25 protein-coding genes are annotated in these 24,039 nt (G+C 61.6%); 19 read left to right on the top strand and 6 right to left on the bottom strand.

Translation table 11 applies throughout. From position 1 onward, the window contains the following. Positions 1 to 50: 50 nt before the first annotated feature. The gene (locus HBJ59_RS25705) at positions 51 to 1,571 is read right to left on the bottom strand and encodes an aldehyde dehydrogenase family protein (RefSeq protein ID WP_003219398.1); all 1,521 of its coding nucleotides are present in this window, start codon (positions 1,569 to 1,571) and stop codon (positions 51 to 53) included. A 290-nt stretch (positions 1,572 to 1,861) separates the two neighbouring features. On the opposite strand from HBJ59_RS25705, the gene HBJ59_RS25710 reads away from it, so the two are divergent. The 4 genes from HBJ59_RS25710 to HBJ59_RS25725 all read left to right on the top strand — a co-directional run bounded on the left by HBJ59_RS25710 (position 1,862) and on the right by HBJ59_RS25725 (position 6,080). Further along, positions 1,862 to 3,766, top strand: coding sequence for a sigma-54-dependent Fis family transcriptional regulator (locus HBJ59_RS25710; protein ID WP_167665189.1), 1,905 nt, complete (start codon positions 1,862 to 1,864; stop codon positions 3,764 to 3,766). Positions 3,767 to 3,827: 61 nt separating this feature from the next. Beyond that, a complete protein-coding gene (mpl, locus tag HBJ59_RS25715) occupies positions 3,828 to 5,177 on the top strand; it encodes a UDP-N-acetylmuramate:L-alanyl-gamma-D-glutamyl-meso-diaminopimelate ligase (protein ID WP_167665190.1) in 1,350 nt (449 codons plus the stop codon). Beyond that, complete coding sequence (ubiX, locus tag HBJ59_RS25720; RefSeq protein WP_003219402.1) at positions 5,174 to 5,803, top strand: flavin prenyltransferase UbiX; 630 nt, start codon at positions 5,174 to 5,176, stop codon at positions 5,801 to 5,803. Before mpl ends, ubiX begins: the two co-directional genes overlap by 4 nt. Then, complete coding sequence (locus HBJ59_RS25725; protein WP_076014101.1) at positions 5,796 to 6,080, top strand: YceK/YidQ family lipoprotein; 285 nt, start codon at positions 5,796 to 5,798, stop codon at positions 6,078 to 6,080. The genes ubiX and HBJ59_RS25725 overlap by 8 nt, the downstream gene beginning before the upstream one ends. 148 nt (positions 6,081 to 6,228) lie before the next feature. Here the strand turns inward: HBJ59_RS25725 and HBJ59_RS25730 are convergent, their stop codons facing one another. The 3 genes from HBJ59_RS25730 to HBJ59_RS25740 all read right to left on the bottom strand — a co-directional run bounded on the left by HBJ59_RS25730 (position 6,229) and on the right by HBJ59_RS25740 (position 9,175). Then, a complete protein-coding gene (locus tag HBJ59_RS25730; RefSeq protein ID WP_167665191.1) occupies positions 6,229 to 6,870 on the bottom strand; it encodes an oxidoreductase in 642 nt (213 codons plus the stop codon). A gap of 28 nt (positions 6,871 to 6,898) precedes the next feature. Further along, complete coding sequence (locus tag HBJ59_RS25735) at positions 6,899 to 8,617, bottom strand: C13 family peptidase (RefSeq protein ID WP_167665192.1); 1,719 nt, start codon at positions 8,615 to 8,617, stop codon at positions 6,899 to 6,901. Positions 8,618 to 8,719: 102 nt separating this feature from the next. After that, a complete protein-coding gene (locus tag HBJ59_RS25740) occupies positions 8,720 to 9,175 on the bottom strand; it encodes a MaoC family dehydratase (protein ID WP_167665193.1) in 456 nt (151 codons plus the stop codon). A gap of 165 nt (positions 9,176 to 9,340) precedes the next feature. On the opposite strand from HBJ59_RS25740, the gene HBJ59_RS25745 reads away from it, so the two are divergent. The 4 genes from HBJ59_RS25745 (at position 9,341) to HBJ59_RS25760 (ending at position 11,338) form a co-directional block, all read left to right on the top strand. Next, positions 9,341 to 9,694 carry a CidA/LrgA family protein gene (locus tag HBJ59_RS25745; protein WP_017476261.1) on the top strand — a complete coding sequence of 118 codons (354 nt, stop codon included), beginning with the start codon at positions 9,341 to 9,343 and terminating at the stop codon, positions 9,692 to 9,694. Next, positions 9,691 to 10,407, top strand: a complete 717-nt coding sequence (locus HBJ59_RS25750; RefSeq protein ID WP_167665194.1) for an LrgB family protein — start codon at positions 9,691 to 9,693, stop codon at positions 10,405 to 10,407. The genes HBJ59_RS25745 and HBJ59_RS25750 overlap by 4 nt, the downstream gene beginning before the upstream one ends. Positions 10,408 to 10,429: 22 nt before the next feature. Then, on the top strand, positions 10,430 to 11,020 hold the full coding sequence (locus HBJ59_RS25755) for an LON peptidase substrate-binding domain-containing protein (protein ID WP_167665195.1): 591 nt from the start codon (positions 10,430 to 10,432) through the stop codon (positions 11,018 to 11,020). A gap of 111 nt (positions 11,021 to 11,131) precedes the next feature. Further along, positions 11,132 to 11,338 carry a hypothetical protein gene (locus HBJ59_RS25760; RefSeq protein ID WP_167665196.1) on the top strand — a complete coding sequence of 69 codons (207 nt, stop codon included), beginning with the start codon at positions 11,132 to 11,134 and terminating at the stop codon, positions 11,336 to 11,338. On the opposite strand, the gene HBJ59_RS25765 is transcribed toward HBJ59_RS25760, so the two are convergent. Further along, a complete protein-coding gene (locus tag HBJ59_RS25765; protein ID WP_167665197.1) occupies positions 11,335 to 12,651 on the bottom strand; it encodes a bifunctional DedA family/phosphatase PAP2 family protein in 1,317 nt (438 codons plus the stop codon). The two genes, HBJ59_RS25760 and HBJ59_RS25765, sit on opposite strands and share 4 nt — an antisense overlap. 149 nt (positions 12,652 to 12,800) lie before the next feature. Beyond that, positions 12,801 to 13,484 carry a DNA-3-methyladenine glycosylase gene (locus tag HBJ59_RS25770; protein ID WP_076014093.1) on the bottom strand — a complete coding sequence of 228 codons (684 nt, stop codon included), beginning with the start codon at positions 13,482 to 13,484 and terminating at the stop codon, positions 12,801 to 12,803. 176 nt (positions 13,485 to 13,660) lie between these two features. Here HBJ59_RS25770 and HBJ59_RS25775 point away from each other — a divergent pair, with 176 nt between their 5' ends. From HBJ59_RS25775 to lipB, 11 genes are all read left to right on the top strand, one after another. Beyond that, the gene (locus HBJ59_RS25775; RefSeq protein WP_076014092.1) at positions 13,661 to 14,926 is read left to right on the top strand and encodes a glutamate-5-semialdehyde dehydrogenase; all 1,266 of its coding nucleotides are present in this window, start codon (positions 13,661 to 13,663) and stop codon (positions 14,924 to 14,926) included. After that, positions 14,926 to 15,570 (top strand): nicotinate-nucleotide adenylyltransferase, encoded by a 645-nt coding sequence (gene nadD, locus HBJ59_RS25780; protein ID WP_003215431.1) that lies wholly within the window; start codon positions 14,926 to 14,928, stop codon positions 15,568 to 15,570. Before HBJ59_RS25775 ends, nadD begins: the two co-directional genes overlap by 1 nt. 69 nt (positions 15,571 to 15,639) lie before the next feature. Beyond that, a complete protein-coding gene (gene rsfS / locus HBJ59_RS25785) occupies positions 15,640 to 16,134 on the top strand; it encodes a ribosome silencing factor (RefSeq protein ID WP_167665198.1) in 495 nt (164 codons plus the stop codon). A 9-nt stretch (positions 16,135 to 16,143) separates the two neighbouring features. Beyond that, on the top strand, positions 16,144 to 16,611 hold the full coding sequence (rlmH, locus tag HBJ59_RS25790) for a 23S rRNA (pseudouridine(1915)-N(3))-methyltransferase RlmH (RefSeq protein WP_003185785.1): 468 nt from the start codon (positions 16,144 to 16,146) through the stop codon (positions 16,609 to 16,611). A gap of 15 nt (positions 16,612 to 16,626) precedes the next feature. After that, entirely contained in the window at positions 16,627 to 18,525 is a 1,899-nt protein-coding gene (gene mrdA, locus HBJ59_RS25795) for a penicillin-binding protein 2 (protein ID WP_076014091.1), read from the top strand. A 31-nt stretch (positions 18,526 to 18,556) separates the two neighbouring features. Then, positions 18,557 to 19,660, top strand: coding sequence for a rod shape-determining protein RodA (rodA, locus tag HBJ59_RS25800; RefSeq protein WP_050543221.1), 1,104 nt, complete (start codon positions 18,557 to 18,559; stop codon positions 19,658 to 19,660). A gap of 17 nt (positions 19,661 to 19,677) precedes the next feature. Then, complete coding sequence (gene mltB, locus HBJ59_RS25805) at positions 19,678 to 20,691, top strand: lytic murein transglycosylase B (RefSeq protein WP_063026905.1); 1,014 nt, start codon at positions 19,678 to 19,680, stop codon at positions 20,689 to 20,691. Then, positions 20,691 to 21,689, top strand: coding sequence for a septal ring lytic transglycosylase RlpA family protein (locus HBJ59_RS25810; protein WP_076014089.1), 999 nt, complete (start codon positions 20,691 to 20,693; stop codon positions 21,687 to 21,689). The genes mltB and HBJ59_RS25810 overlap by 1 nt, the downstream gene beginning before the upstream one ends. 185 nt (positions 21,690 to 21,874) lie before the next feature. After that, positions 21,875 to 23,032 (top strand): D-alanyl-D-alanine carboxypeptidase family protein, encoded by a 1,158-nt coding sequence (locus HBJ59_RS25815; protein WP_167665199.1) that lies wholly within the window; start codon positions 21,875 to 21,877, stop codon positions 23,030 to 23,032. Positions 23,033 to 23,116: 84 nt separating this feature from the next. Next, on the top strand, positions 23,117 to 23,392 hold the full coding sequence (locus tag HBJ59_RS25820; protein ID WP_076014087.1) for a DUF493 domain-containing protein: 276 nt from the start codon (positions 23,117 to 23,119) through the stop codon (positions 23,390 to 23,392). After that, the gene (gene lipB, locus HBJ59_RS25825) at positions 23,392 to 24,039 is read left to right on the top strand and encodes a lipoyl(octanoyl) transferase LipB (RefSeq protein WP_003215439.1); all 648 of its coding nucleotides are present in this window, start codon (positions 23,392 to 23,394) and stop codon (positions 24,037 to 24,039) included. Before HBJ59_RS25820 ends, lipB begins: the two co-directional genes overlap by 1 nt.

Consider the following 24,039-nt stretch of genomic DNA (forward strand, 5'->3'; position numbering starts at 1 on the left):
GAATGAGTAGCAAGGTCTTGTGAAGATCAAGTGTGGGAGCGGGTTGTGAGTTAGAAGAAGCCCAGCGGATTGATGTCGTAGCTCACCAGCAGGTTTTTGGTCTGCTGATAGTGATCAAGCATCATCTTGTGAGTCTCACGGCCCACACCGGACTTCTTGTAACCACCGAAAGCGGCATGTGCCGGGTACAGGTGATAGCAGTTGGTCCACACACGCCCGGCCTTGATCGCCCGGCCCATGCGGTAGGCGCGGTTGATGTCGCGGGTCCACAGGCCGGCACCCAGGCCGAACTCGGTGTCGTTGGCGATCGCCAGGGCTTCGGCTTCATCCTTGAACGTGGTGATGCTCACCACCGGGCCAAAGATTTCTTCCTGGAACACCCGCATCTTGTTGGTGCCCTTGAGCAGGGTCGGCTGGATGTAATAGCCGGTGGCCAGGTCGCCGGTCAGCTTCTCGACCTTGCCACCGGTCAGCAGCTCGGCGCCTTCGCCTTTGGCGATTTCGAGGTAAGACAGGATCTTGTCGAATTGCTGTTCGGACGCCTGGGCGCCGACCATGGTGTCGGTGTCCAGCGGGTCGCCACGTTTGATCGACTCGACCTTCTTCATCACCACTTTCATGAAATCGTCGTAGATCGACTCTTCCACCAGCGCGCGGGAAGGGCAGGTGCAGACTTCACCCTGGTTGAAGAACGCCAGCACCAAACCTTCGGCGGCTTTCTCGATGAATTGCGGTTCGGCTTTCATGATGTCGGCGAAGAAGATGTTCGGCGACTTGCCGCCCAGTTCAACGGTGGACGGAATGATGTTCTCGGCGGCCGCATGCATGATGTGCGAGCCCACTGGTGTGGAGCCAGTGAAGGCGATCTTGGCAATGCGCTTGCTGGTGGCCAGGGCTTCGCCGGCTTCTTTGCCGTAGCCGTGCACCACGTTCAGTACGCCCGGCGGCAGCAGGTCGCCGATCAGTTCCATCAGCACGTTGATGCCCAGCGGGGTTTGCTCGGCGGGTTTGAGCACCACGCAGTTACCGGCAGCCAGGGCTGGCGCGAGTTTCCAGGCGGCCATCAGCAGCGGGAAGTTCCACGGGATGATCTGGCCGACTACGCCCAGCGGCTCGTGGAAGTGATAGGCGGCGGTGTGTTCGTTGATTTCGGCGCTGCTGCCTTCCTGGGCGCGGATGCAGCCGGCGAAATAGCGGAAGTGGTCAGCGGCCAGCGGGATGTCGGCGTTCAGGGTTTCGCGTACGGCCTTGCCGTTGTCCCAGGTTTCGGTGATGGCCAGCAGCTCGAGGTTCTGTTCGATGCGGTCGGCGATTTTCAGCAGCACCAGCGAGCGGTCCTGGGCCGAGGTTTTGCCCCAGGCGTCAGCGGCGGCGTGGGCAGCGTCCAGGGCCTTGTCGATGTCTTTGGCCGTGGAGCGCGGGAATTCGGCGATGGGCTTGCCGTTGACCGGCGAGGTGTTGGTGAAATAGTTGCCATCGACCGGCGCGACAAATTCACCGCCGATGTAGTTGCCGTACTTGGCCTTGAACGAAACGATAGCGCCTTCAGTACCGGGGTGTGCGTAACGCATGGTGGGTATCTCCTGGCTTTTTTGTGTTTATTGGAGGACGCACGGTTGTGCTTGTTAAAGCGTAGAGCAAAGGTCGGGCCAGTGCCTTGCGGCCCCCGTAAATCAAGGGTTTTGAGGTCGTACCAAGCCGTTGCTGTGACAGGCTTGGTACAGCTTGGGTGACAGTTTGTGCCATAAACGGTACAGCCTGTGACCCATGGGTCTGGTCGGGATTGCATTGGTCGGGGCGCTGGAGGATGCTGGGCATTCGCGCGCGGTGGTGTAGCTCACGCAGGGAGAATAATAAAAACATGCAAAACGATCATTTCAGTCGCCATGCCCAGCAAGTCCTGACGGTCACCCGTGGTCAGGACCCGTTGCACGGCCCCGGCAGCGATCCGTCCATCGCCCGCTCCTGGCTGCGTTGCCTGGAGGACTATCACCTCGACCCCGCGCTGACGGTTGCGCCCACGGTGCTCGAACATGGCCGCCTGCTGGAAAGCCGCGAGCGCCTGCAACAAGTGCTGAGCATCGCCGGCAGTGAAATGAACAGCCTGCATCAACAGTTATCCGGCGCCGGCCATGCCGTGCTGCTGACCGATGCCCGTGGGGTGATCCTCAACTGCGTCACCGCCCCAAGCGAGCGCAAGATTTTCGAGCGTGCCGGGCTGTGGCTGGGCGCCGACTGGAGCGAGGCTTGCGAAGGCACCAACGGCATCGGCACCTGCCTGGTGGAGCGCCAGTCCCTGACGATTCATCGCGATGAACACTTCCGTGGCCGGCATACCGGGCTGACCTGCTCGGCCAGCCCGGTGTTCGACCCCCATGGCGAACTGCTGGCGGTGCTGGATGTGTCTTCGGCCCGGGAAGCGGTGTCGCGTCAGAGCCAATTCCACACCATGGCGCTGGTCAATCTTTCGGCGAAGATGATCGAGAGCTGTTACTTCCTGCGGCATTTCGAGAACCACTGGTTGCTGCGCTTTCATTTGCAGGCGGAGTCCGTGGGCCTGTTCAGCGAAGGGTTGCTGGCGTTCGATGGCGAAGGGCGCATTTGCGCGGTCAACCAGAGTGCGTTGAACCTGCTCGGGCAGATCCGTGGCGGCCTGTTGGGCCAGCCGGTGGAGGCGTTTTTCGATTGCTCCCTGGACGAGTTGCTCGGACGTGCCAGCGCGAATGCCAGCGCCAGTTGGCCGCTGCGTACCCGCGATGGCCGTGGGTTGTTCGCGGTGTTGCGCGGCCAGCCCCGCAGCGTACCGGTGCCAGCTCCACAGCCCTTGCCCGAACGGCCCCGGTTGCCGGGCATTTGCCTGGGCGATGCGGCGCTGCAAAACGATTTCCGCAAGGCGTTGCGTGTGTTCGAGCGTGACGTACCTTTACTGATCAATGGCGAAACCGGCTCCGGTAAGGAGGCGTTTGCCAAGGCGGTGCACCATGCCAGCCTCCGGGCCGATAAAGCCTTTATCGCCCTGAACTGCGCGGCCATCCCGGAAAGCCTGATCGAGAGCGAGCTGTTCGGCTATCGCGGTGGCAGTTTCACCGGTGCCCGCAAGGAAGGTATGCGCGGCAAGCTGCAACAAGCGGATGGTGGCACGTTGTTTTTGGATGAAATCGGCGATATGCCCCTCGCTTTGCAAACGCGCCTGCTAAGGGTTTTGGAAGACCGACTCGTCGTGCCCCTCGGCGGCGAGCCGCAAGCGGTGAACGTCAGAATCATCAGCGCCACCCACCGTAATTTACTGGAGCGGGTAGAGGACGGCAGTTTTCGCGAAGACCTGTACTACCGGCTGAACGGCCTGGAAATCGCCCTGCCGCCGTTGCGTGAGCGCAGCGATAAGTCGCAACTGCTCGACTTCCTGTTGGCTGAGGAGACGGGCGACCAGCCGGTGTTGCTCGACGGCCCTGCGCGTCAGGCACTGTTGGCATTTGCCTGGCCGGGCAATGTGCGGCAGTTGCGCACGGTGCTGCGCACGTTGGCGGCATTGTGTGACGATGGACGGATTGGGCTTGAGGACCTGCCGGCGGTCATTCGCCAGTCGCGCCCGCAGCCTGCAGTAGTGGAGGACCGTTCGGATTCGCCCTTGGACGATGCAGAGCGCCTGGCGCTGCTCAATGCCTTGGAGCAACAACGCTGGCACATGAGCCATACGGCAGAGCAGCTGGGGGTAAGCCGCAACACCTTGTATAGAAAGCTGCGTAAACACGGGATCGCCCGTTAGCTAAAGAGTGCGAATTTTCCCACCCTACGCTAACCTGCCTCGATGTTTTACGAGGTCGACTATGCACATTCATATTCTCGGTATTTGCGGCACGTTCATGGGCTCTATGGCGGTTCTCGCCAAAGAACTGGGCCATCATGTTACTGGCTCCGATGCCAACGTTTACCCTCCCATGAGCACGCAGCTGCAGGCTCAGGGCATTGAGCTGACCCAAGGCTACGACCCGGCGCAGTTCGACCCAGTCCCGGACCTGGTGGTGATCGGCAATGCCATGAGCCGCGGTAACCCGGCGGTCGAGTACGTACTGAATAAAGGTTTGCCTTACGTGTCTGGCCCGCAATGGCTGGCAGACCACGTGTTGCAAGGCCGTTGGGTGCTGGCGGTTGCCGGAACCCACGGCAAGACCACCACCAGCAGCATGCTGGCCTGGGTGCTGGAACACGCGGGCATGAGCCCGGGCTTCCTGATCGGCGGCGTGCCACAGAACTTCTCGGTGTCGGCGCGCCTCGGCGACACCCCGTTCTTTGTCATCGAAGCCGATGAGTACGACAGCGCATTCTTCGACAAGCGCTCCAAGTTCGTTCACTACCGCCCGCGCACGGCGATCCTGAATAACCTGGAGTTCGATCACGCTGACATCTTCCCTGATCTGGCGGCCATCGAGCGGCAGTTCCATCACTTGGTGCGCACTATCCCAAGCGAAGGCCTGGTGATTCACCCGACTACCGAGCCGGCCTTGCAGCGCGTGATCGAGATGGGCTGCTGGACCCCGGTACAAACCACCGGCGCGGCCGGCCAATGGCAGGTCAAACTGCTGAGTGAAGACGGCTCAAAATTTGAAGTGCTGTTCGAAGGCGTCGCCCAAGGCATCGTCGATTGGGACATGACAGGCCAACACAACGTCGCCAACGCCTTGGTTACCCTGGCGGCTGCGCGGCATGTCGGGGTGGTGCCATCCATGGGCATCGCTGCCTTGAGCGCATTCAAAAGCGTCAAGCGCCGTATGGAAAAGGTCGCCGAAGTGAATGGGATTACCATCTACGACGACTTTGCCCACCACCCGACGGCCATCGCCACCACCCTGGATGGCCTGCGCAAACGCGTGGGTGGCGCCCAGGTCATTGCGATTATCGAACCACGCTCCAACTCCATGAAGCTGGGCGCCCACCGTGATGGTTTGCCGGAAAGCGTGAACGATGCAGACCAGGCTGTGTGGTATGCACCGGCCAACCTCGGCTGGGACTTGCCCGCCATCGCCGCGCTGTGCACGGTGCCGTCGATTTGCTGCGACTCACTGGAAGGCATCATTGAGCACGTGAAACACCAGGCCAAGCCCGGCACTCACGTGGTGATCATGAGCAACGGCGGCTTCGGCGGCCTGCACGGCAAACTCGCCGAGGCCCTGAAATGAGCGGCCCGGAACGCGTCACCCTGGCGATGACCGGCGCATCGGGCGCGCCCTATGGCTTGCGCCTGCTGGATTGCCTGGTGCGCGAAGACCGCGAGGTGCACTTCCTGATCTCCAAGGCGGCGCAACTGGTACTGGCCACCGAGACCGATGTCGCGTTGCCGCCCAAGGTGCAGATGATGCAGGCCTTCCTCACCGAGTACACCGGTGCGGCGGCGGGGCAGATCAAGGTCTATGGCAAGGAAGACTGGATGTCGCCGGTGGCTTCGGGCTCCGGCGCGCCGGCCGCGATGGTGGTGGTGCCGTGTTCCACCGGGACCCTGTCGGCGATTGCCACGGGGGCCTGCAACAACCTGATCGAGCGGGCAGCGGATGTGACCTTGAAGGAGCGCCGACAGTTGATTCTGGTACCGCGCGAGGCGCCGTATTCGAGCATCCATCTGGAACACATGCTCAAGCTATCAAACATGGGCGTGACCATCCTGCCGGCGTCGCCGGGCTTTTATCACCAGCCGCAAACCATCGATGACCTGGTGGATTTTGTGGTGGCGCGGATTCTCAACCTGCTGAACATTCCCCAGGACATGCTGCCGCGCTGGGGCGAGCACCATTTGAGCAGTGATGAATAAACTATTGATGGTGTTGCTGGCGGCTCAGCTGACGGGGTGCGCGACTGCGCGCACGCTGGACGCGGCACAACCCGGGGCGCCGGTGGTGTATGCCGGGACGCGTCTGGATTTGTATGCGATTCAAGGTGGGTGTTGCGCAATGGACCGCTTTGGGGCCGAGGCGCCGAGCTATCCCCATGTCGACCTGCCGGCCAGCGCGTTGCTCGATACGTTGCTGTTGCCGTTGTCGGTGCTGACGGTGTTGGGGGTTGGGTTTAACGCGACGGGCGGCCTGTAGTACAAAATATCAGGAACACCCTATACCTAATGTGGGAGCGGGCTTGCTCGCGAATGCACAGTGTCAGTCAATACATCAGTGACTGATCTACCGCATTCGCGAGCAAGCCCGCTCCCACATTTGGATGGTGTACGCCCTGGAATACGGGTTACTTGCCGAGCTTGCGCAACTCATCCGACTCCACAACCCGCACCCCGTCCTGCTCTTCCAGCGCCAGCCGCCACATCGCGCGTGCCAGTTCGCACACTTCAATGCCGTGGTACTTGCCCGGAATCAGTCGCGACAATGGCCCGGCCAGTTGCTCGGCCAAGCGTGGCTCCAACCGCTCACCCAGCAACAGCGAAGGTCGGACGATGGTCAACTGCGGCCAATCCTGAGCCTTCAGCGCCTGTTCCATTTCGCCCTTGACCCGGTTGTAGAAGATCGACGATTTCGGATCGGCGCCGATCGCGCTGATCACGATCAGGTGGCGTGCGCCCAGCTCCCGTGCGCGCTTGGCGAAGGCTACGACCATGTCCAGGTCGACGGCGCGGAAGGCTGCTTCGGACCCGGCTTGTTTGATGGTGGTGCCCAGGCAGCAGAAGGCGATGTCCACCTGGCCGCTCAGTTGCGGCAAGAACACCGCCGGGTCGCCCACCGGGTTTTCAAGGTGTGGATGCTCGGCCAACGGCTTGCGGCTGGGTGCCAGCACGCGGGTCACTGTCGGCTCGTTGAGCAGGCGGTCCAGCAGGTGTTCCCCGGTCAGGCCGGAGGCTCCGGCGAGCAATATATGCTGAGGCGTCAGGTACATGATGTTTCCCCCTAGATACAGATTCAGCTTAGTTGCTCTTGGCTTCCTTGCTATTCATTGAGACGCTTTCCAACGCTTTTCGTGCCTGCTGTTTTCGTAATAATTGCCAATGGGCAATCACGCCTTTGGGGGCCCAGATCTGCGGCTCGGAGGCTTCGAAGTTGTCCGCCTGTTCGCGTTCGGCCACGTGGGTTTGCGCCAGTTTGAAGGCTTGCTGCAAGTCGTCGGTCTGGTTGAAGGCCTGGGCGAAGAGGGCGTCGCCGAAGTAGGTGAAGTCGGCTTCTTCGGAGCAGCCGAACGACACGCGGTCGGCCCGTGAGGCGGTCATGATCAGGGTGTGTTCGTCTTTCAGCGCCGGGATGAACCCGCCGGAGTAGCAGGCCGAAATCACGATGATCTTGTCGCGGTTCTTCAGCGGTGCCAGCACGGCGGCCAACTCATCGGCCGGCAGGTCGGCCAGCTCCATGCGTGGCTGGTCGAGCACCAGTTCGTGTTCGTGGGTGCCGTGGCTGGTCAGGTAGATGAACACCAGGTCTTCCGGACCACTGCGTTCGGCCAGGGTCTGGACCGAGCGGCGCAGGCTTTCGCGAGTGGCCATGGGGCGGTCGGCAATATGGTCGCGGTGGTTCACCAGGCGGATCTGGCCGTAGGCGCCGAAGCGGGTGGCGAGCATGTTGCTGACGTAGTCGGCTTCACGCAGGAACACGCTCTGCTTGCCGTCGCCGGCCACCACCAGGGTGTACAGCTCCACCGCCTTGGTGGAGGCTGGCACGGCGGCGAGGGCAGCATCGAGCAAGCGGCCCTGGGCCAGCAGGCCGGTTTCCAGCGGGTCGGGTAATAACTTGCCGTCGGCGTCGCGCACGCGCATGCCGTTGACCCAGGTGCCGGCCTGTACGGTGCCATCGGTGAGCACCAGGGTTCCACGCCCTTGATAGCTGTCGCTGTCAAAGCCGCCGATATAGAAGCTGCCGTCGGTGAGGTTCAGGCGGCCTGGGCCGGTGAAGCGCCAGTCAACGAATTGACCGACATAGTGGCTGCCGTCGACGCCGATCAGTTCGCCCTTGCCGCTGAGGGCGCCTTCCTTGAACTCGCCGATCCATACGTCGCCGTCGGCGTTCTCATAACGGCCCTTGCCGTTGAGCTGGTTCTGTTTGAAGTGGCCGATGTACATGTCGCCTTCGGCACTGTTGAAGGTGCCGTTGCCCTCCAACTGGCCATCGACGAAGCGGCCGCTGAACTGGTTGCCGCTGTCGTCGTTACGCTGGCCTTCGCCGTTGGGCTTGCCGTGGGCGAACTGGCCCTGGTACTGGCTGCCGTCGGCCAGCTCGAGGCGGCCGAGGCCGGAATACTGGTCGTCCTTGAATTCGCCGCGATAGGTCATCTGCCCTTCTTTGAGGGTGCCTTCGCCGTTGCGTTTGCCTTGCTTGAACCCGCCGACGTAGCTGTTGCCCGCAGTGGTCAGGCTGCCCTGGCCGTCGAACAGGCCTTGCTGGAACTGGCCTTTATAGACTTCGCCATTGCTGCCATGCCACTCACCCTGGCCGTGCCATTGGCCTTTATCAAACTGGCCGGCGTACCAGCTGCCGTTGGGGTAATCCACTCGGCCCTGGCCTTGCAGCAAGCCATTGACCACATCGCCACGGTAACGACCGCCATCGGGCAGCCGCGCATCGGGCGGCAACAGCGATTCGCCGTCGCCGCACGCGGTGAGCAACAGGACAAGAGCAAGGGGGGCGAGTGGGCGCATAGCGGGATCCGGATAATTGAGCGCCGAGTATGCCGCAGCTGCGAGATCTATACATAAATTTACATGAATTGTGGTGAGCGGTCGGGCCCACCACAGCCAGGCTCAGACGAAGCAGAGTGACAACGACTCGGCTATATACGCGGGTTTTTCCTGGCCATCGATTTCCAGGGTACAGGTAGCTTTAAGTAGCCATTGCCCAGGCTTTTTCTCGGTGGCGTCGGTCAGGGTCACGGCCAGGCGCACCTTGGAATCCACCTTCACCGGCTGGATGAAGCGCACGCTGTCCAGGCCATAGTTGACTGCCATTTTCAGGCCTTCTGGCATGATCAGGATGTCTTCGATCAGCTTGGGTATCAGCGACAGCGACAGGAAACCGTGGGCGATGGTGCCGCCAAACGGTGTCTTGGCGGCTTTCACCGGGTCGACGTGGATGAACTGAAAATCGCCGGTGGCTTCCGCGAACAGGTTGATGCGCTCCTGGTCGATGGTGAGCCATGCGGAACGTCCCAGTTCCTTGCCGACATAATCCTTGAGTTGCTCTACGGGTACTGAGGGCATTGCGACTCTCCTTGGTTCATCATGTTGTGTTTTTGGACAGGTCCAGAGAACCAATGTAGATCATCACGGGCACTTGGCCCGGTCAACCCACCATGCTTTTGGCGAATGCCGCTCCATAGAGGCAGCGTGCTTATAATGCCGACACGCTTTTGGGGGGAAGAACGGATGCTGTTACGCGGTCTGACATGGCTGGTGCTGTTTCAATTGCTCGGCACGGCGATCAATCATTTGTTTGTCCCGGTGTTGCCGGGGCCGATTATTGGCCTGCTGCTGATGCTGGCATTTCTGGTGTGGCGCGGCGAAGTCGGTGAACCCCTGAGCCTGGCCGCCAGCAGTCTGCTGCGTTACCTGCCGTTGCTGCTGGTGCCGCCGGCGGTAGGCGTGATGGTGTATGCCAAGGATATCGCCGCCGACTTTTGGGCCATCGTCGGCGCGTTAGTGTTGTCGCTGGTGATCGCCATGGGTTTTGTCGGCGTGTTGATGCAGCAGATGGTCAAGCGCAAGGAGAAGGACCAATGATCTTCGACTGGCACGGCGCGTGGTCGGCGGTCATTCATCACCCGCTGTTCGGCATCGGCATCACCCTCGGCGCCTATCAGCTGGTGCTGGCGGGCTTCGAGAAAACCCGCTGGATTTTCCTGCAGCCGGTGCTGGTGTCGATGCTGCTGGTGATCGGCGTGTTGCTCAGCTGCGGCCTGACCTACGTCGAGTACCGCAAAAGCACCGAGATCATGAGCATCCTGCTGGGCCCGGCAACGGTAGCCCTGGCGGTGCCGCTTTACCTGAATCTGCGACGGATTCGCCAATTGTTCTGGCCGATTTTTACTACGCTGGTAGTGGGAGGCGTATTGGCCACCGGTCTGTGCGTGCTGTTGGGCTGGTGGTTTGGTGCCGAACACATGATGCTGATGACCATGGCGCCCAAGTCCGTGACCTCACCGATTGCGATGCTGGTGGCCGAGCAGATCGGTGGCGTGGCGGCATTGGCGGCGGTGTTTGTGCTGATCACCGGGGTGATCGGCGCGATGATCGGGCCGGCGTATTTGTCGTGCCTGGGCGTGCACAGCCCTGAGGCGCGCGGCATGGCGCTGGGCATGACCGCCCACGCCGTGGGTACCTCGGTGGCTTTGCAGGAAAGCGAAGAGACCGGCGCCTTTGCGGCGCTGGCCATGAGTTTGATGGGCGTGGCCACGGCGGTGTTCTTGCCGTTGGCCGTGTCGCTGGTTATTTAAGTCGGGTTTAAGGAAACCTTTTATGAGTCTGGCGCTTTTCCCGCTCAATACCGTGCTGTTTCCCGGGTGCACCCTCGACCTGCAATTGTTCGAGGTGCGTTACCTGGACATGATCAGCCGCTGCATGAAAAAGGGCGAAAGCTTTGGCGTGGTGTGCATCCTCGACGGCAAGGAAGTCGGGCTGGCGCCGGATGGCTACGCGTTGATTGGCTGCGAAGCGCTGATTCGCGACTTCAAGCAGCAGGACAATGGCCTGCTGGGGATTCGGGTCGAGGGCGGTCGGCGTTTCCGCGTACGTGACGCCGGTGTGCAGAAGGACCAACTGCTGGTGGCTGAGGTGCAGTGGCTGGACGAACACCCCGAGCAGCCGTTGGAAGAGGAAGACGCCGACTTGCTCGCGCTGCTCCATGCCCTGGCTGAGCACCCATTGGTAGCGTCGCTGGACATGGGCACCCACGCCGATGGCCAGCAGGCCTTGGGCAATCAGCTGGCGTATCTGCTGCCCTTTACCGAGGCCGACAAGATCGACCTGCTGCAACTTGATGACCCGCAACAGCGACTGGACGCGATTCAACTGTTGCTGGATGAATTGCAGGGCGAGCTGTTCACCTGACCCGCGAGTGCCGCTCGGATTTATCCTTCCCCGTCTTCAGATTTTCCGTCGTTGTCCTGATCTCGTTGCCTGAAATAGTTGGCAATCACGTAACGATGATCAGGGGGAAGGATGATTCAGCTTTCGCAATCGGAGCAGGTCGTATGGGATGCCTTTTTTATAGCCATCACGACACAGATACTGCAGTTGGACGACGGTCGCGGTGCGGAAGACATCGCCGAACGCGCCGCGCATATAGCTGACGAAATGTTTCTGGAGCGGCGCGAGCGCAGCGTAGAACGTCGCGCTGCGCCCTTGGATTGGCTGGGGCCTGCTTAGTAGGCGTACCTGAGCAGCGCGTGAGAGGTGCCGGTAAACGCAATAAACGCGAGCACCGCGCCACACACGGGCAAGATCAGCCACCAGACTTTCGGCGGCATTGCTGGTAATGGGCTGCGCTGCTGGCTGAAGTGCAGGCTGAAGGCACAGACCGTCATCGCCAACAGGGTGCCGGCCAGGATGTCCGTCGGCCAGTGCGCGCCCAGGTACACCCGGGAAATCGCGATGGTCGCTGCGGGAATGCAGCCGAGCACCAGCCAGGTCAGGCGCAGGCGGGTCGGTTGACCACGGCCGGCCAGCACCGCCAACGCCAGGAAGAATGCAAACGAGCCGGATGCATGGCCGCTGGGCATGCTGAAACTGGTGAGCGGATCGGTCAGCACTTCGGGGCGCATCCGCGCAAAAAACAGTTTGGTGCCGGTATTGATCAGCGCAGCGCCCAGCAGGGTGGCGCCGACAAAGATTGCCTGGCGCCATTGCCGCGCCACGACCAGCAGGCCGGTCAATACGGCACTGGCCACAAACATCTTCTTGAACTCGCCGAGCTGGGTCACCATCACCATGGCTCTATCGATCGCCGGGCCGCGGTGTTCCTGCACCAGCGCCATCAAGCCCTGGTCAAAGTCGTTCAGGTAGTGATAGCCGATAAACAACGCAATCAGCAGTGTGCCGCCGATGCAGCCAATCCACAGGGTGGCGCGCCGGTGGCCGCGCAGGCTGGTGTTGAGGCTCACGCCGATCAGCACCGCCAGGCAGGCGGCGACAATCCCGGCTTCTGGCCAGAAGCCCTCGGGCAATGGCAGACGGAAGGCCGCGCCGGTGGCCCAACCCGGCAGCAGATACGCCACCGACCATCCCGCGCCGGCCAGCAGGCTCACGGCAACAAAGCGTGGGAAGGGCATGTCACACATGCCCGCGACCATCGGCAGCATCGGCCGCAACGGGCCAATGAAACGTCCTACCAGCAGGCTCGCAATGCCGTACTTGTGGAAGTAAGCCTCAGCGCCGCTCATCCATTCAGGGTGATGCCGCAGGCCGGGCAGGCGTCGGATGTTTTGGTGGAAATGACGACCGAGGAAGTAGGAAGCAACATCACCCAGCATGCCACCGAGGAAGCCCAGCAAGAGGGTTTCCCCCAGGGACAGTGCGCCGCTGCCGGCCAGTGCGGCGATGGCAAACAGCAACACCGTGCCCGGTACGATCAGGCCGGCAATGGCCAGGCACTCCACGCACGCCACGATAAATACCGCCACGGCGAGCCATTGCGGGTTTAGGGTCAGCCAGCCGGTAATGCCATCGAGCCATGGGCCCATACAATCAAACTCCCTCTGTGAATATTGCCCCCTCTGTAGGAGCGAGCTTGCTCGCGAAGGTCGTTAACGATAACGCGGGCTTTCTGGTTTAGCGCGGCGCTCTCGGGTTCTTCGCGAGCAAGCTCGCTCCTACAGAGGGCTGGTGTGTTTCAAATCAAAAAATAGTCGCGGCCTTCGACCTGGCCCCGGCGCAGCGGGTTCCGTGTGCAATACGGCGCATAACCGGCATCCACGAAGCGGTACATCAGGTGTTCATCGCGCCCGCCGGGGATGCCCAGTCGGGTGGTCTGGATAATCTGCGCCGGCGCAAGCCCCACGTCTTCCACGTAGAGCAACTCCTGGTCAAAGCGTTTGGCATCCCACATCGGCACCTTCAAACCCAGCGCCTTGCACAGCAAGGTCTGGCCGGCACACAGCTTTTGCGAGGGGCGCGGCTTGCCGCTGGCGTCCGGGTTGTTCAGCAGCATCTGCGCCAGGCTGGCCGGGCCGGACACTTCGTCGACCCACGGATAGGCCGATTTGATCAACACCGCATTGCCTGGGCCATGGGCGCTGAAGTTCAGCGAATCCCCGCCACGGGCGTAGTACATATAGATGTGGCCGCCATCCAGAAACAAAGCCTTACGCTTTTCTGTGTAGCCGAGGGACGCGTGGCTGCCTTTTTCGGCGAGGTAATAGGCTTCGGTTTCGATAATTCGCGCCGACAGCCACAAATCACCGACACGATGGCGAATGACTTTTCCGAGCAATTCGCGCGCGAGCAGTTGCGCGTCACGGTCGAAAAAGCCGTCGGGCAGGGCGTTGGCGGGGATCAATGGCGAAAAACTGGACATGGCGATCAAAGGTAATACGGCTAAATGTGACAGGATGATAACAACTCCAGCCTTAATTCCCGCTGAACGTCGGGTTTTTACAGCTCATTTCGACCATCCGCCCCTCACCGCTGTCCGTGGGACGGCGTCACAGCTATAATCTGCCGCTTTCCTCTTTGCCAAGACCCCACCAGACCATGACTGAGTCCGTTCTTGACTACATGACCCGCCTGGGTCGCGCTGCCCGTCAGGCCTCGCGGTTGATCGCCCGTGCGAGCACGGCGCAGAAGAACCGCGCCTTGCTGGCGGCTGCCGACGCTCTGGATGCTTCGCGCTCCGAGCTGACCGCCGCCAACGAGCAAGACCTGGCCAACGGCCGGGCAAATGGTCTGGAGCCTGCCTTGCTGGATCGCCTGGCGCTGACGCCGGAACGCATTGACGACATGATCGAAGGTTTGCGTCAGGTGGCCAAGCTGCCTGACCCCATCGGTGAAATCCGCGACATGCGCTACCTGCCATCGGGTATCCAGGTGGGCAAGATGCGCGTGCCCCTGGGCGTGATCGGCATCATCTATGAGTCGCGCCCGAACGTGACCATCGACGCCGCGAGCCTGTGCCTCAAGTCCGGCAACGCCACCATCCTGCGGGGCGGTTCCGAGGCCATCAATTCCAATCGTGCCATCGCCGCGTGCATTCAGCAGGGCCTGGCCGTGGCCGAACTGCCGGCCGAAGTGGTGCAAGTGGTCGAGACCACTGACCGCGCTGCCGTTGGTGCGCTGATCACCATGCCTGAATTCGTCGACGTGATCGTGCCGCGTGGTGGCAAGAGCCTGATCGAGCGCGTGAGCCGTGATGCCAAGGTGCCGGTCATCAAGCACCTGGACGGCGTCTGCCACGTGTTCATCGACGTCGCCGCCGACCTCGACAAGGCGATCCGCATCGCCGACAACGCCAAGACCCACCGCTACGCCCCGTGCAACACCATGGAAACCCTGTTGGTGCACGCCGGCATTGCCGATCGCGTGCTGCCGCCGCTGGCTGCCATCTACCGTGACAAGGGCGTTGAACTGCGTGGCTGCGAGCGTACCCGGGCGATCCTCGGCAGCGACGTGATCGAAGCCACCGAGCAAGACTGGTACACCGAATACACGGCGCCGATCCTGTCGATCCGCATCGTCGACGACCTGGACCAGGCCATCGAACACATCAACCAATACGGCTCCAAGCACACCGACGCCATCGTCACCGAGCATTTCAGCGACGCCCGGCGTTTCCTCAACGAAGTGGATTCCGCTTCGGTGATGGTCAACGCCTCGACGCGTTTTGCCGACGGCTTCGAGTATGGCCTGGGGGCGGAGATCGGTATCTCCACCGACAAGCTTCACGCACGCGGCCCGGTTGGCCTGGAAGGGCTGACCAGCGAGAAGTACGTGGTGTTCGGTGACGGTCATGTGCGCACTTGATGGGTAAACGCATCGGGCTGCTCGGCGGCACCTTCGACCCCGTGCACATCGGCCATTTGCGCAGTGCACTGGAAGTCGCGGACGCCCTCGGGCTGGATGAGCTGCGCCTGGCACCGAATGCCCGGCCGCCCCATCGCGACACGCCGCAGGTGTCTGCGCAGCAGCGCCTGGAGATGGTCCGCCTGGCGGTGGCCGGCATCGCACCGCTGGTGGTGGACGACCGCGAACTCAAACGCGACAAACCGTCCTACACTGTCGACACCCTGGAACTGATGCGGGCCGAGTTGGCCGCGGATGACCAGTTATTTCTACTTTTGGGCTGGGACGCGTTTTGCGGCCTGCCCACTTGGCACCGCTGGGAAGAGTTGCTCCAGCATTGCCACATCCTGGTGCTGCAACGCCCGGATGCCGACGCAGAATCGCCGGATGCCTTGCGCAACCTGCTGGCAGCGCGGTCGGTAAGTGACCCTTTGGCCCTGACCGGGCCGAGCGGGAATATTGCATTCGTCTGGCAAACCCCGCTTGCGGTGTCTGCCACCCAGATCCGTCAACTGCTGGCCAGCGGGAAGTCGGTACGTTTCCTGGTGCCTGACGCGGTCCTGGCCTACATCGATGCGCACGGGCTTTACCGTGCGTCGAACTGAAAAGGCGCGCTTGAACGCACGAACATTCGTGCAGCGAGCGCCCGAACATACGAGCAAAACGAGTTTTATATGACGAACAAAGACGTAAGCAAAGTTAAGCGCAAAGGCACGTTCAAGAGCGCTCCTCTGCCAGTAGAAGCCCACACCGGCCCTGAGCTGGCCGGCGAAGAGCTGGTCAAGGTTGCCGTGGCTGCCCTGGAAGACGTGAAGGCCCAGGACATTCAAGTCCTGGACGTGCGCGACAAGCAGAGCATCACCGACTTCATGATCATCGCCACCGGTACCTCCAACCGCCAGATCGGCGCGATGCTGGACAAGGTTCGCGAAGCGGTCAAAGCCCAGGGCGTCAAGCCATTGGGTGAAGAAGGCAAGGGCGACAGCGACTGGGTACTGTTGGACATGGACGACGTGATCGTTCACATGATGACCAGCAACGCCCGTCAGTTCTACGACCTGGAGCGTCTGTGGATAGGCGCCGAGCAGAGCCGTGCCGCTGATGGCAAGCACCACAGCCCTGAAGTTGGCCACGCGCACTTCGACAAGCTCAACAAAGACCAGGAATAAGGAACGGCTGTGCGCCTGCGTCTGATCGCTGTCGGTTCACGCATGCCCAAGTGGGTGGAAGAAGGCTGGCATGAATATGCCAAGCGCCTGCCATCCGAATTGGCGCTGGAACTGGTGGAAATACCGCTCAATACCCGGGGCAAAAATGCCGACGTGGCCCGCTTTATCCGTCAGGAAGGCGAAGCCATGCTGGCCAAGGTCGGGCCCAACGAGCGGATCGTGACCCTCGAAGTGCACGGCAAGCCCTGGAGCACCGAGCAGTTGGCGGTGGAGCTGGATCGCTGGCGCCTGGATTCGCGCACGGTCAACTTCATGGTCGGCGGCCCCGAGGGGCTGGCGCCGGAAGTGTGCGCGCGGGCGGACCAGCGCTGGTCGCTGTCGCCCCTGACACTGCCGCATCCGTTGGTAAGAATCCTGATCGGTGAACAGCTGTATCGCGCCTGGACAGTTCTGTCCGGGCACCCTTACCACAAATAATCTGCGCCCTGCCTGATGACCCAGCCGATCCGCATCAAGGACCACGAGAAAGACGCACGTCTTGTACGCGCGCGGGTGGTGTTTGGCGCGATTTTGGTGGTGGTACTGCTGGGGGTGCTGATTGCGCGCCTGTATTTCCTGCAGGTAATCCAGTACGACTATCACTCCACGCTGTCGGAAAACAACCGGGTGCACGTGCAGCCGATTCCTCCGACCCGTGGGCTGATTTTCGACCGCAATGGCGTGGTGGTCGCGGATAACCGGCCCAGCTTCAGCCTGAGCATGACCCGCGAACGTTCCGGCGACTGGCAGCAGATCCTTGATGTGATCGTCGAGGTGCTGCAACTGACGCCGGAAGACCGGGTGATCTTCGAGAAACGCATGAAGCAGGGGCGCCGGCCGTTCGAGCCGGTGCCGATCCTGTTCGAGCTGACCGAAGAGCAGATCGCCCGGATCGCGGTGAACCAGTTCCGGTTGCCGGGTGTGGAAGTGGTGGCGCAATTGGTGCGGCATTACCCGCAAGGGGCGCACTTCGCGCATTCGGTCGGCTACATGGGCCGAATCAACGAGAAAGAGCTGAAGACCCTCGACCCGGTCAACTACAGCGGCACCCACCATATCGGCAAGACCGGCATCGAGCGTTTCTACGAGCCGGAACTGCACGGCCAGGTGGGTTACGAGGAAGTCGAGACCAACGCCCGTGGCCGCGTGCTGCGGGTGCTCAAGCGTACCGACCCGGTGCCCGGCAAGGACATCGTGCTGAGCCTGGACATCAAGTTGCAGGAAGCGGCGGAGATGGCCCTGGGCGGTCGCCGTGGTGCTGTGGTGGCGCTGGACCCGAGTACTGGCGAAGTGCTGGCGATGGTCAGCCAGCCAAGTTTTGACCCGAACCTGTTTGTCACCGGGATCAGCTTCAAGGCCTACGCCGAGCTGCGCGATTCCATTGACCGGCCGCTGTTTAACCGCGTGCTGCGCGGCCTGTATCCACCGGGCTCGACCATCAAGCCGGCAGTGGCAATTGCCGGCCTGGATTCTGGCGTGGTCACGGCGTCGAGCCGCGTGTTCGACCCCGGCTACTACATGCTGCCCAACTACGATCACAAATACCGTAACTGGAACCGCACCGGCGACGGATTTGTGGACCTGGACACGGCGATCATGCGTTCCAACGACACCTACTTCTATGACCTGGCCCACAAGCTGGGGATTGATCGGCTCTCGGCCTACATGGGCAAGTTCGGCCTCGGTCAGAAAGTCTCCCTGGACATGTTCGAAGAATCGCCGGGCCTGATGCCGTCCCGCGAGTGGAAGCGAGCAACCCGTCGGCAGGCGTGGTTCCCGGGCGAAACCCTGATCCTGGGGATCGGCCAGGGCTATATGCAGGCCACGCCGCTGCAACTGGCCCAGGCGACCGCGCTGGTGGCCAACAAGGGTGTGTGGAACCGTCCGCACCTGGCCAAGACCATCGAGGGCGAACGCCCGGTGGATGAAAACCCGATTCCCGATATCGTGCTGCGCGACCCGTCCGACTGGGCCAAGGTCAACCACGGCATGCAGCAAGTGATGCACGGCGCCCGGGGTACCGCGCGTAAAGCGGCAGCCGGCGCGCAATACCGGATTGCCGGCAAGAGCGGTACGGCCCAGGTGGTCGCGATCAAGCAGGGCGAGAAATACGACCGCTCCAAAGTTCAGGAGCGCCACCGTGACCACGCCTTGTTCGTCGGCTTTGCCCCGGCCGACAACCCGAAAATCGTTGTGGCAGTGATGGTCGAGAACGGCGAGTCCGGTTCCGGTGTGGCCGCTCCGGTGGTGCGTCAAATCATGGATGCCTGGCTGTTGACCGAAGACGGCAAGCTCAAGCCCGAATATGGCGGCACCCCTTCAAGCGTGGAGGCTACGGCCCGTGAAGAGTAATTTTGATCGCATCCTCTCCAGCGAGGATGTGATGCGCCGTCGTGCCACGTTGCTGCAGCGCATGCACATTGATGGCCCGTTGCTGATCCTGCTGCTGACCCTGGCGGCCGGCAGCCTGTTCGTTTTGTATTCAGCCAGTGGCAAAAACTGGGACCTGCTGATCAAGCAAGCGTCCTCGTTTGGCCTGGGCCTGTTGTCGATGGTGGTGATCGCCCAGCTGGAGCCGCGCTTCATGGCGCGCTGGGTGCCGCTGGGTTATGTCGCCGGTGTGTTGCTGCTGGTGGTGGTGGATGTCATGGGCCACAACGCCATGGGGGCGACCCGCTGGATCAACATCCCGGGGGTGATTCGCTTCCAGCCGTCGGAATTCATGAAGATCCTGATGCCGGCGACCATCGCTTGGTACCTGTCAAAACGCACATTGCCGCCCCAGCTCAAGCACGTGGGCATCAGCCTGATATTGATTGGCGTGCCGTTTATCCTGATCGTGCGCCAGCCCGACCTCGGCACCTCGCTGCTGATCCTCGCGGGCGGCGCGTTCGTGCTGTTCATGGGTGGCTTGCGCTGGCGCTGGATCCTCAGCGTGCTGGCCGCCGCCGTGCCGGTGGCCGTGGCCATGTGGTTCTTCTTCATGCACGACTATCAGAAGCAGCGAATCCTCACGTTCCTCGACCCGGAGAGCGATCCGCTGGGCACCGGCTGGAACATCATCCAGTCCAAGGCCGCCATCGGTTCCGGCGGTGTGTTCGGCAAGGGTTGGCTGTTGGGCACCCAGTCGCACCTGGACTTTTTGCCGGAAAGCCACACCGACTTTATTATCGCGGTGATGGGCGAGGAGTTCGGCCTGGTGGGCATCTGCGCACTGTTGCTGATTTACTTGCTGCTGATCGGCCGCGGCCTGGTGATTACCGCCCAGGCGCAAACGCTGTTCGGCAAATTGCTCGCCGGCAGCCTCACCATGACGTTTTTTGTTTACGTTTTCGTCAACATCGGTATGGTCAGTGGCCTGTTGCCGGTGGTTGGGGTGCCGTTGCCGTTCATTAGCTACGGCGGAACTTCGCTGGTGACATTGATGTCAGCGTTTGGGGTTTTGATGTCGATCCATACCCATCGTAAGTGGATCGCACAGGTTTGAATAAGGTGAAGATGTCAATGCAAGTAATGCGCGGCTGGGCGGCTCGGCACGTGTCCTGGATGGGCCTGTTGGGCCTGCTGGGAGCCGCTGTGCAGGAAGCGCAGGCCGGCGACTACGACGGCTCGCCCCAGGTCGCCGAATTTGTCGGTGAGATGACCCGTGACTATGGTTTCGCCGGTGAGCAACTGATGGGCGTGTTCCGCGAGGCCCAGCGCAAGCAGGCAATCCTCGACGCCATTTCCCGGCCCGCCGAACGCGTGAAGCAGTGGAAGGAATATCGCCCGATGTTCCTGACCGACGCCCGTGTGGCGCGTGGCGTGGACTTCTGGCGCCAACACGAAGCCGTGCTGGCCCGCGCCGAGCAGGAATACGGGGTGCCGGCCCAAGTGATCGTGGCCATCATCGGCATCGAAACCTTTTACGGCCGCAACACCGGCAGCTACCGGGTGATCGACGCCTTGTCGACCCTGGGCTTCGATTACCCGCCGCGCGCCGAATTCTTCCGCAAGGAACTGCGCGAGTTCCTGTTGTTGGCCCGTGAAGAGCAGGTCGACCCGTTGACCCTCAAGGGCTCTTACGCCGGGGCCATGGGCTTGCCGCAGTTCATGCCGAGCAGCTTTCGCGCCTATGCCGTGGACTTTGACGGCGACGGCCATATCAATATCTGGAGCAACCCCGATGACGCCATCGGCAGCGTTGCCAGCTACTTCAAGCGTCATGGATGGGTAGCCGGCGAGCCGGTGGTGATCCGTGCCGATGTTACGGGCGATCGCGCCGACGAAGGCCTGACCCAGGGTATCGAGCCCGTCAAGACGGTGGGGGAGTTGCGGGCGCTGGGCTGGTCGAGTCAGAATGCGCCACGCGATGATATGCCGGTGACGGCGTTCCGCCTCGAAGGCGAGAACGGCCCGGAATATTGGATGGGCCTGAAGAATTTCTACGCAATCACGCGTTATAACCGCAGTGTGATGTACGCCATGGCCGTGCATCAGCTGTCAGACATGCTGGTCCAAGCACGGGGCGTCAAGTAATGCCGGTATCACCGATGTACAAACCCCTGAAGCTGGTGGCTTACGCCGCATTGTCGTTATTGGTGGTCAGTTGCTCTACCAGCCGTGCACCGGTGCAAAAAGCCAGTGGCACTGCCGTCCGCTCCCAACCTGGGCTGGACATCAACCGCGCCCACAAAGACGGCGCGCCGTGGTGGGATGTGGATGTGTCGAAGATCCCGGATGCCACGCCGACCCTGCACACCGGCCCTTACAAGGCCAACCCCTACACCGTATTGGGCAAAAACTACTTCCCGCTGCAAGAATCGAAGACCTACGTGCAATCGGGTACGGCGTCCTGGTACGGGACCAAGTTCCATGGCCAGAACACCGCCAACGGCGAAGTGTATGACCTCTACGGCATGAGCGCGGCGCACAAGACCCTGCCGCTGCCCAGCTATGTACGCGTGACCAACCTGGACAACAACCGCACGGTGATCCTGCGGGTCAATGACCGTGGGCCGTTCTATTCGGACCGGATCATCGACTTGTCCTACGCTGCCGCGAAGAAACTCGGGTATGCCGAAATCGGTACGGCACGCGTGAAGGTTGAAGGTATCGACCCGGCCCAGTACTGGGCCCAGCGTGGCAAGCCGGCGCCGTTGATGCTTAACGAGCCGCAAACCCAGCAACCGCAAGTGACCGCGTCGACAGGCAAGATCGAACAGTGGACGCCGCCGCCGGCGCAACATGCTCCGGACACGGTCGTCGTACCGCGTGCAGCTCCGGGGGCTTCTACCGTGGGCGGGCAGTACTTGCAAGTCGGCGCTTTCGCCAACCCCGACGCGGCAGAGCTGTTAAGGTCCAAGCTCAGCGGGATGGTCAACGCGCCGGTCTTTATCAGCTCTATTGTGCGTAACCAGCAGACCCTGCACCGTGTGCGCATGGGCCCTATCGGCTCGCCGAGCGAGGTTGCGCAAGTGCAGAACAGCGTGCGCCTGGCTAACCTGGGGCAACCCAGCGTGGTCACCGCCGAATAAGCGATACAAAGGATTGATGGTTCAGGCTCGCATGCGGGTTTGAACCCTGGTTGTTGGCTCGTTGAACAATAAAAACCCAGGGGCAAGGGGTGGGCGTACAACCGAACACGCGACAGTCTGGCGACGGGCTGTCTGAATAGTTTTGCCCGCGAGGGCAAGTTTCCATAAGCAATTTCGAGAGACGGATGAACATCACCTCCTTAGCCAAACGCACGTGCCTGCTTCTTTCGCTGATCATCACCCCGGCCGCCTGGGCGGTTGAAATGGTGCCGGCTTCCCCGCAACTGGCTGCCAAGGCCTGGGTCCTCATGGATGCCGCCAGCGGCAACGTGCTGGTGGAGAACAACGGTGACCAGCGCCTGCCCCCAGCCAGCCTGACCAAGCTGATGACCGCCTACATCGCGACCCTGGAAATCCGTCGCGGCCAGATCGGTGAAAACGATCCAGTGACCGTCAGCGAAAACGCCTGGCGCACCGGCGGTTCGCGGATGTTCATCAAGGTCGGTTCGCAGGTGACTGTCAGCGACCTGCTGCACGGCATCATCATCCAGTCCGGTAACGACGCCAGCGTAGCCCTGGCCGAGCACATCGCCGGCAGCGAAGACGCGTTCGCCGACATGATGAACAAAACCGTGGCCGACCTGGGCATGACCAACAGCCACTTCATGAACCCGACCGGCCTGCCGAACCCGGAGCACTACTCGTCGGCTCACGACATGGCGATCCTGGCGCGCGCGATCATTCGTGTCGACCCGGTGCACTACGCGATCTACTCCCAGAAAGAGTTCTTCTGGAACAACATCAAGCAGCCTAACCGCAACCTGTTGCTGTGGCGTGACAAGACCGTCGATGGTCTGAAAACCGGTCACACCGAAGAAGCCGGCTACTGCATGGTGTCGTCCGCTGTCCGTGACGGCCAGCGCCTGATTGCCGTGGTGTTCGGTACCAACAGCGAGCAGGCCCGTGCGGCCGAGACACAGAAGCTGCTGACCTATGGCTTCCGTTTCTTCGAAACTCAGACCTTCTACCAGAAAGGCACCGAGCTGGCTCAAGCCCCTGTATGGAAAGGCGCAACCCATCAAGTCAAGGCCGGCCTGGCTGAAGACCTGACCCTGACCATGCCTAAAGGCCAGCTCAAGAAGCTGGTTGCCAGCATGACCATGAACCCGCAACTGGTCGCACCGATCGCCAAGGGCGATGTCATCGGTAAAGTCGAAGTGAAGCTGGACGACAAAGTGGTGCACAGCGCCGACCTGATCGCTCTGGACGCCGTCGACGAAGGTGGTATCTTCCGACGCGTGTGGGATAGCATCCGTCTATTCTTCTACGGCTTGTTCAACTGATAGTGTGCACCTGCAAAGCCCCGCGTTGATCTGACGCGGGGCTTTGCCGTCGCCACGGCTTACCGCTTACGAGGCTGTTCTGCCATGACCGATAAAGAAGTACAGGCGCCAAAGATCGAGTTCCCTCAAAAGGACTATCCGATCAAAGTGATCAGCGATACTGGCGTGGGCCGCAAAGACGCGGTGATTGCCATCGTGTTGAAGCACGCCGAGATCAATCTTGATAAGACCATTGATCGTCAAAGCAGCACAGGTAAGTACACCACGACCCAGCTGTATATCCTGGCGACCGATCAAGACCAGCTCTACAACATCAACAGCGAACTGCGGGCTACCGGCTTCGTGCACATGGTGTTGTGATGTCACAGACCCTGGGCTTTCGCGAGCTCGGCCAAATGGCATACGAGCCGGTGTGGCACGCCATGCAGCGGTTCACCAACGAGCGCGGCACCGAAGCCCCGGATGAGATCTGGCTGGTCGAGCACCCGCCGGTTTTCACCCAGGGCCAGGCCGGCAAGGCCGAGCATTTGCTGCTGCCGGGAGAAATCCCGGTGGTGCAGGTCGACCGCGGCGGGCAGGTGACTTACCATGGCCCAGGCCAATTGGTGGCTTATCTGTTGCTGGACGTGCGCAGGCTGGGTTTTGGCGTGCGGGAGTTGGTCAGTCGCATGGAGTCATGCCTGATCGAACTGTTGGCCAGCTACGGTGTGACCGCGGCGGCCAAGCCGGATGCACCGGGGGTTTACGTCGATGGCGCGAAAATCGCCTCCCTGGGCCTGCGGATTCGCCACGGCTGTTCCTTTCATGGCCTGGCCTTGAACGTGGACATGGACCTGGCGCCGTTTCGACGGATCAATCCCTGCGGTTACGCCGGTTTGGCGATGACCCAGTTGAGTGATCACGCAACACCACTAGAATTTGCCGAGGTAAGTGCCCGGCTGCGCGCGCAGCTCGTCAAACACCTCGACTATGCTGAGCAGACGACCCTAACGGGCGGAATCGACTGA

Origin of the sequence: Pseudomonas sp. AN3A02, assembly GCF_011765255.1 — a bacterium.
GTDB lineage: Bacteria > Pseudomonadota > Gammaproteobacteria > Pseudomonadales > Pseudomonadaceae > Aquipseudomonas.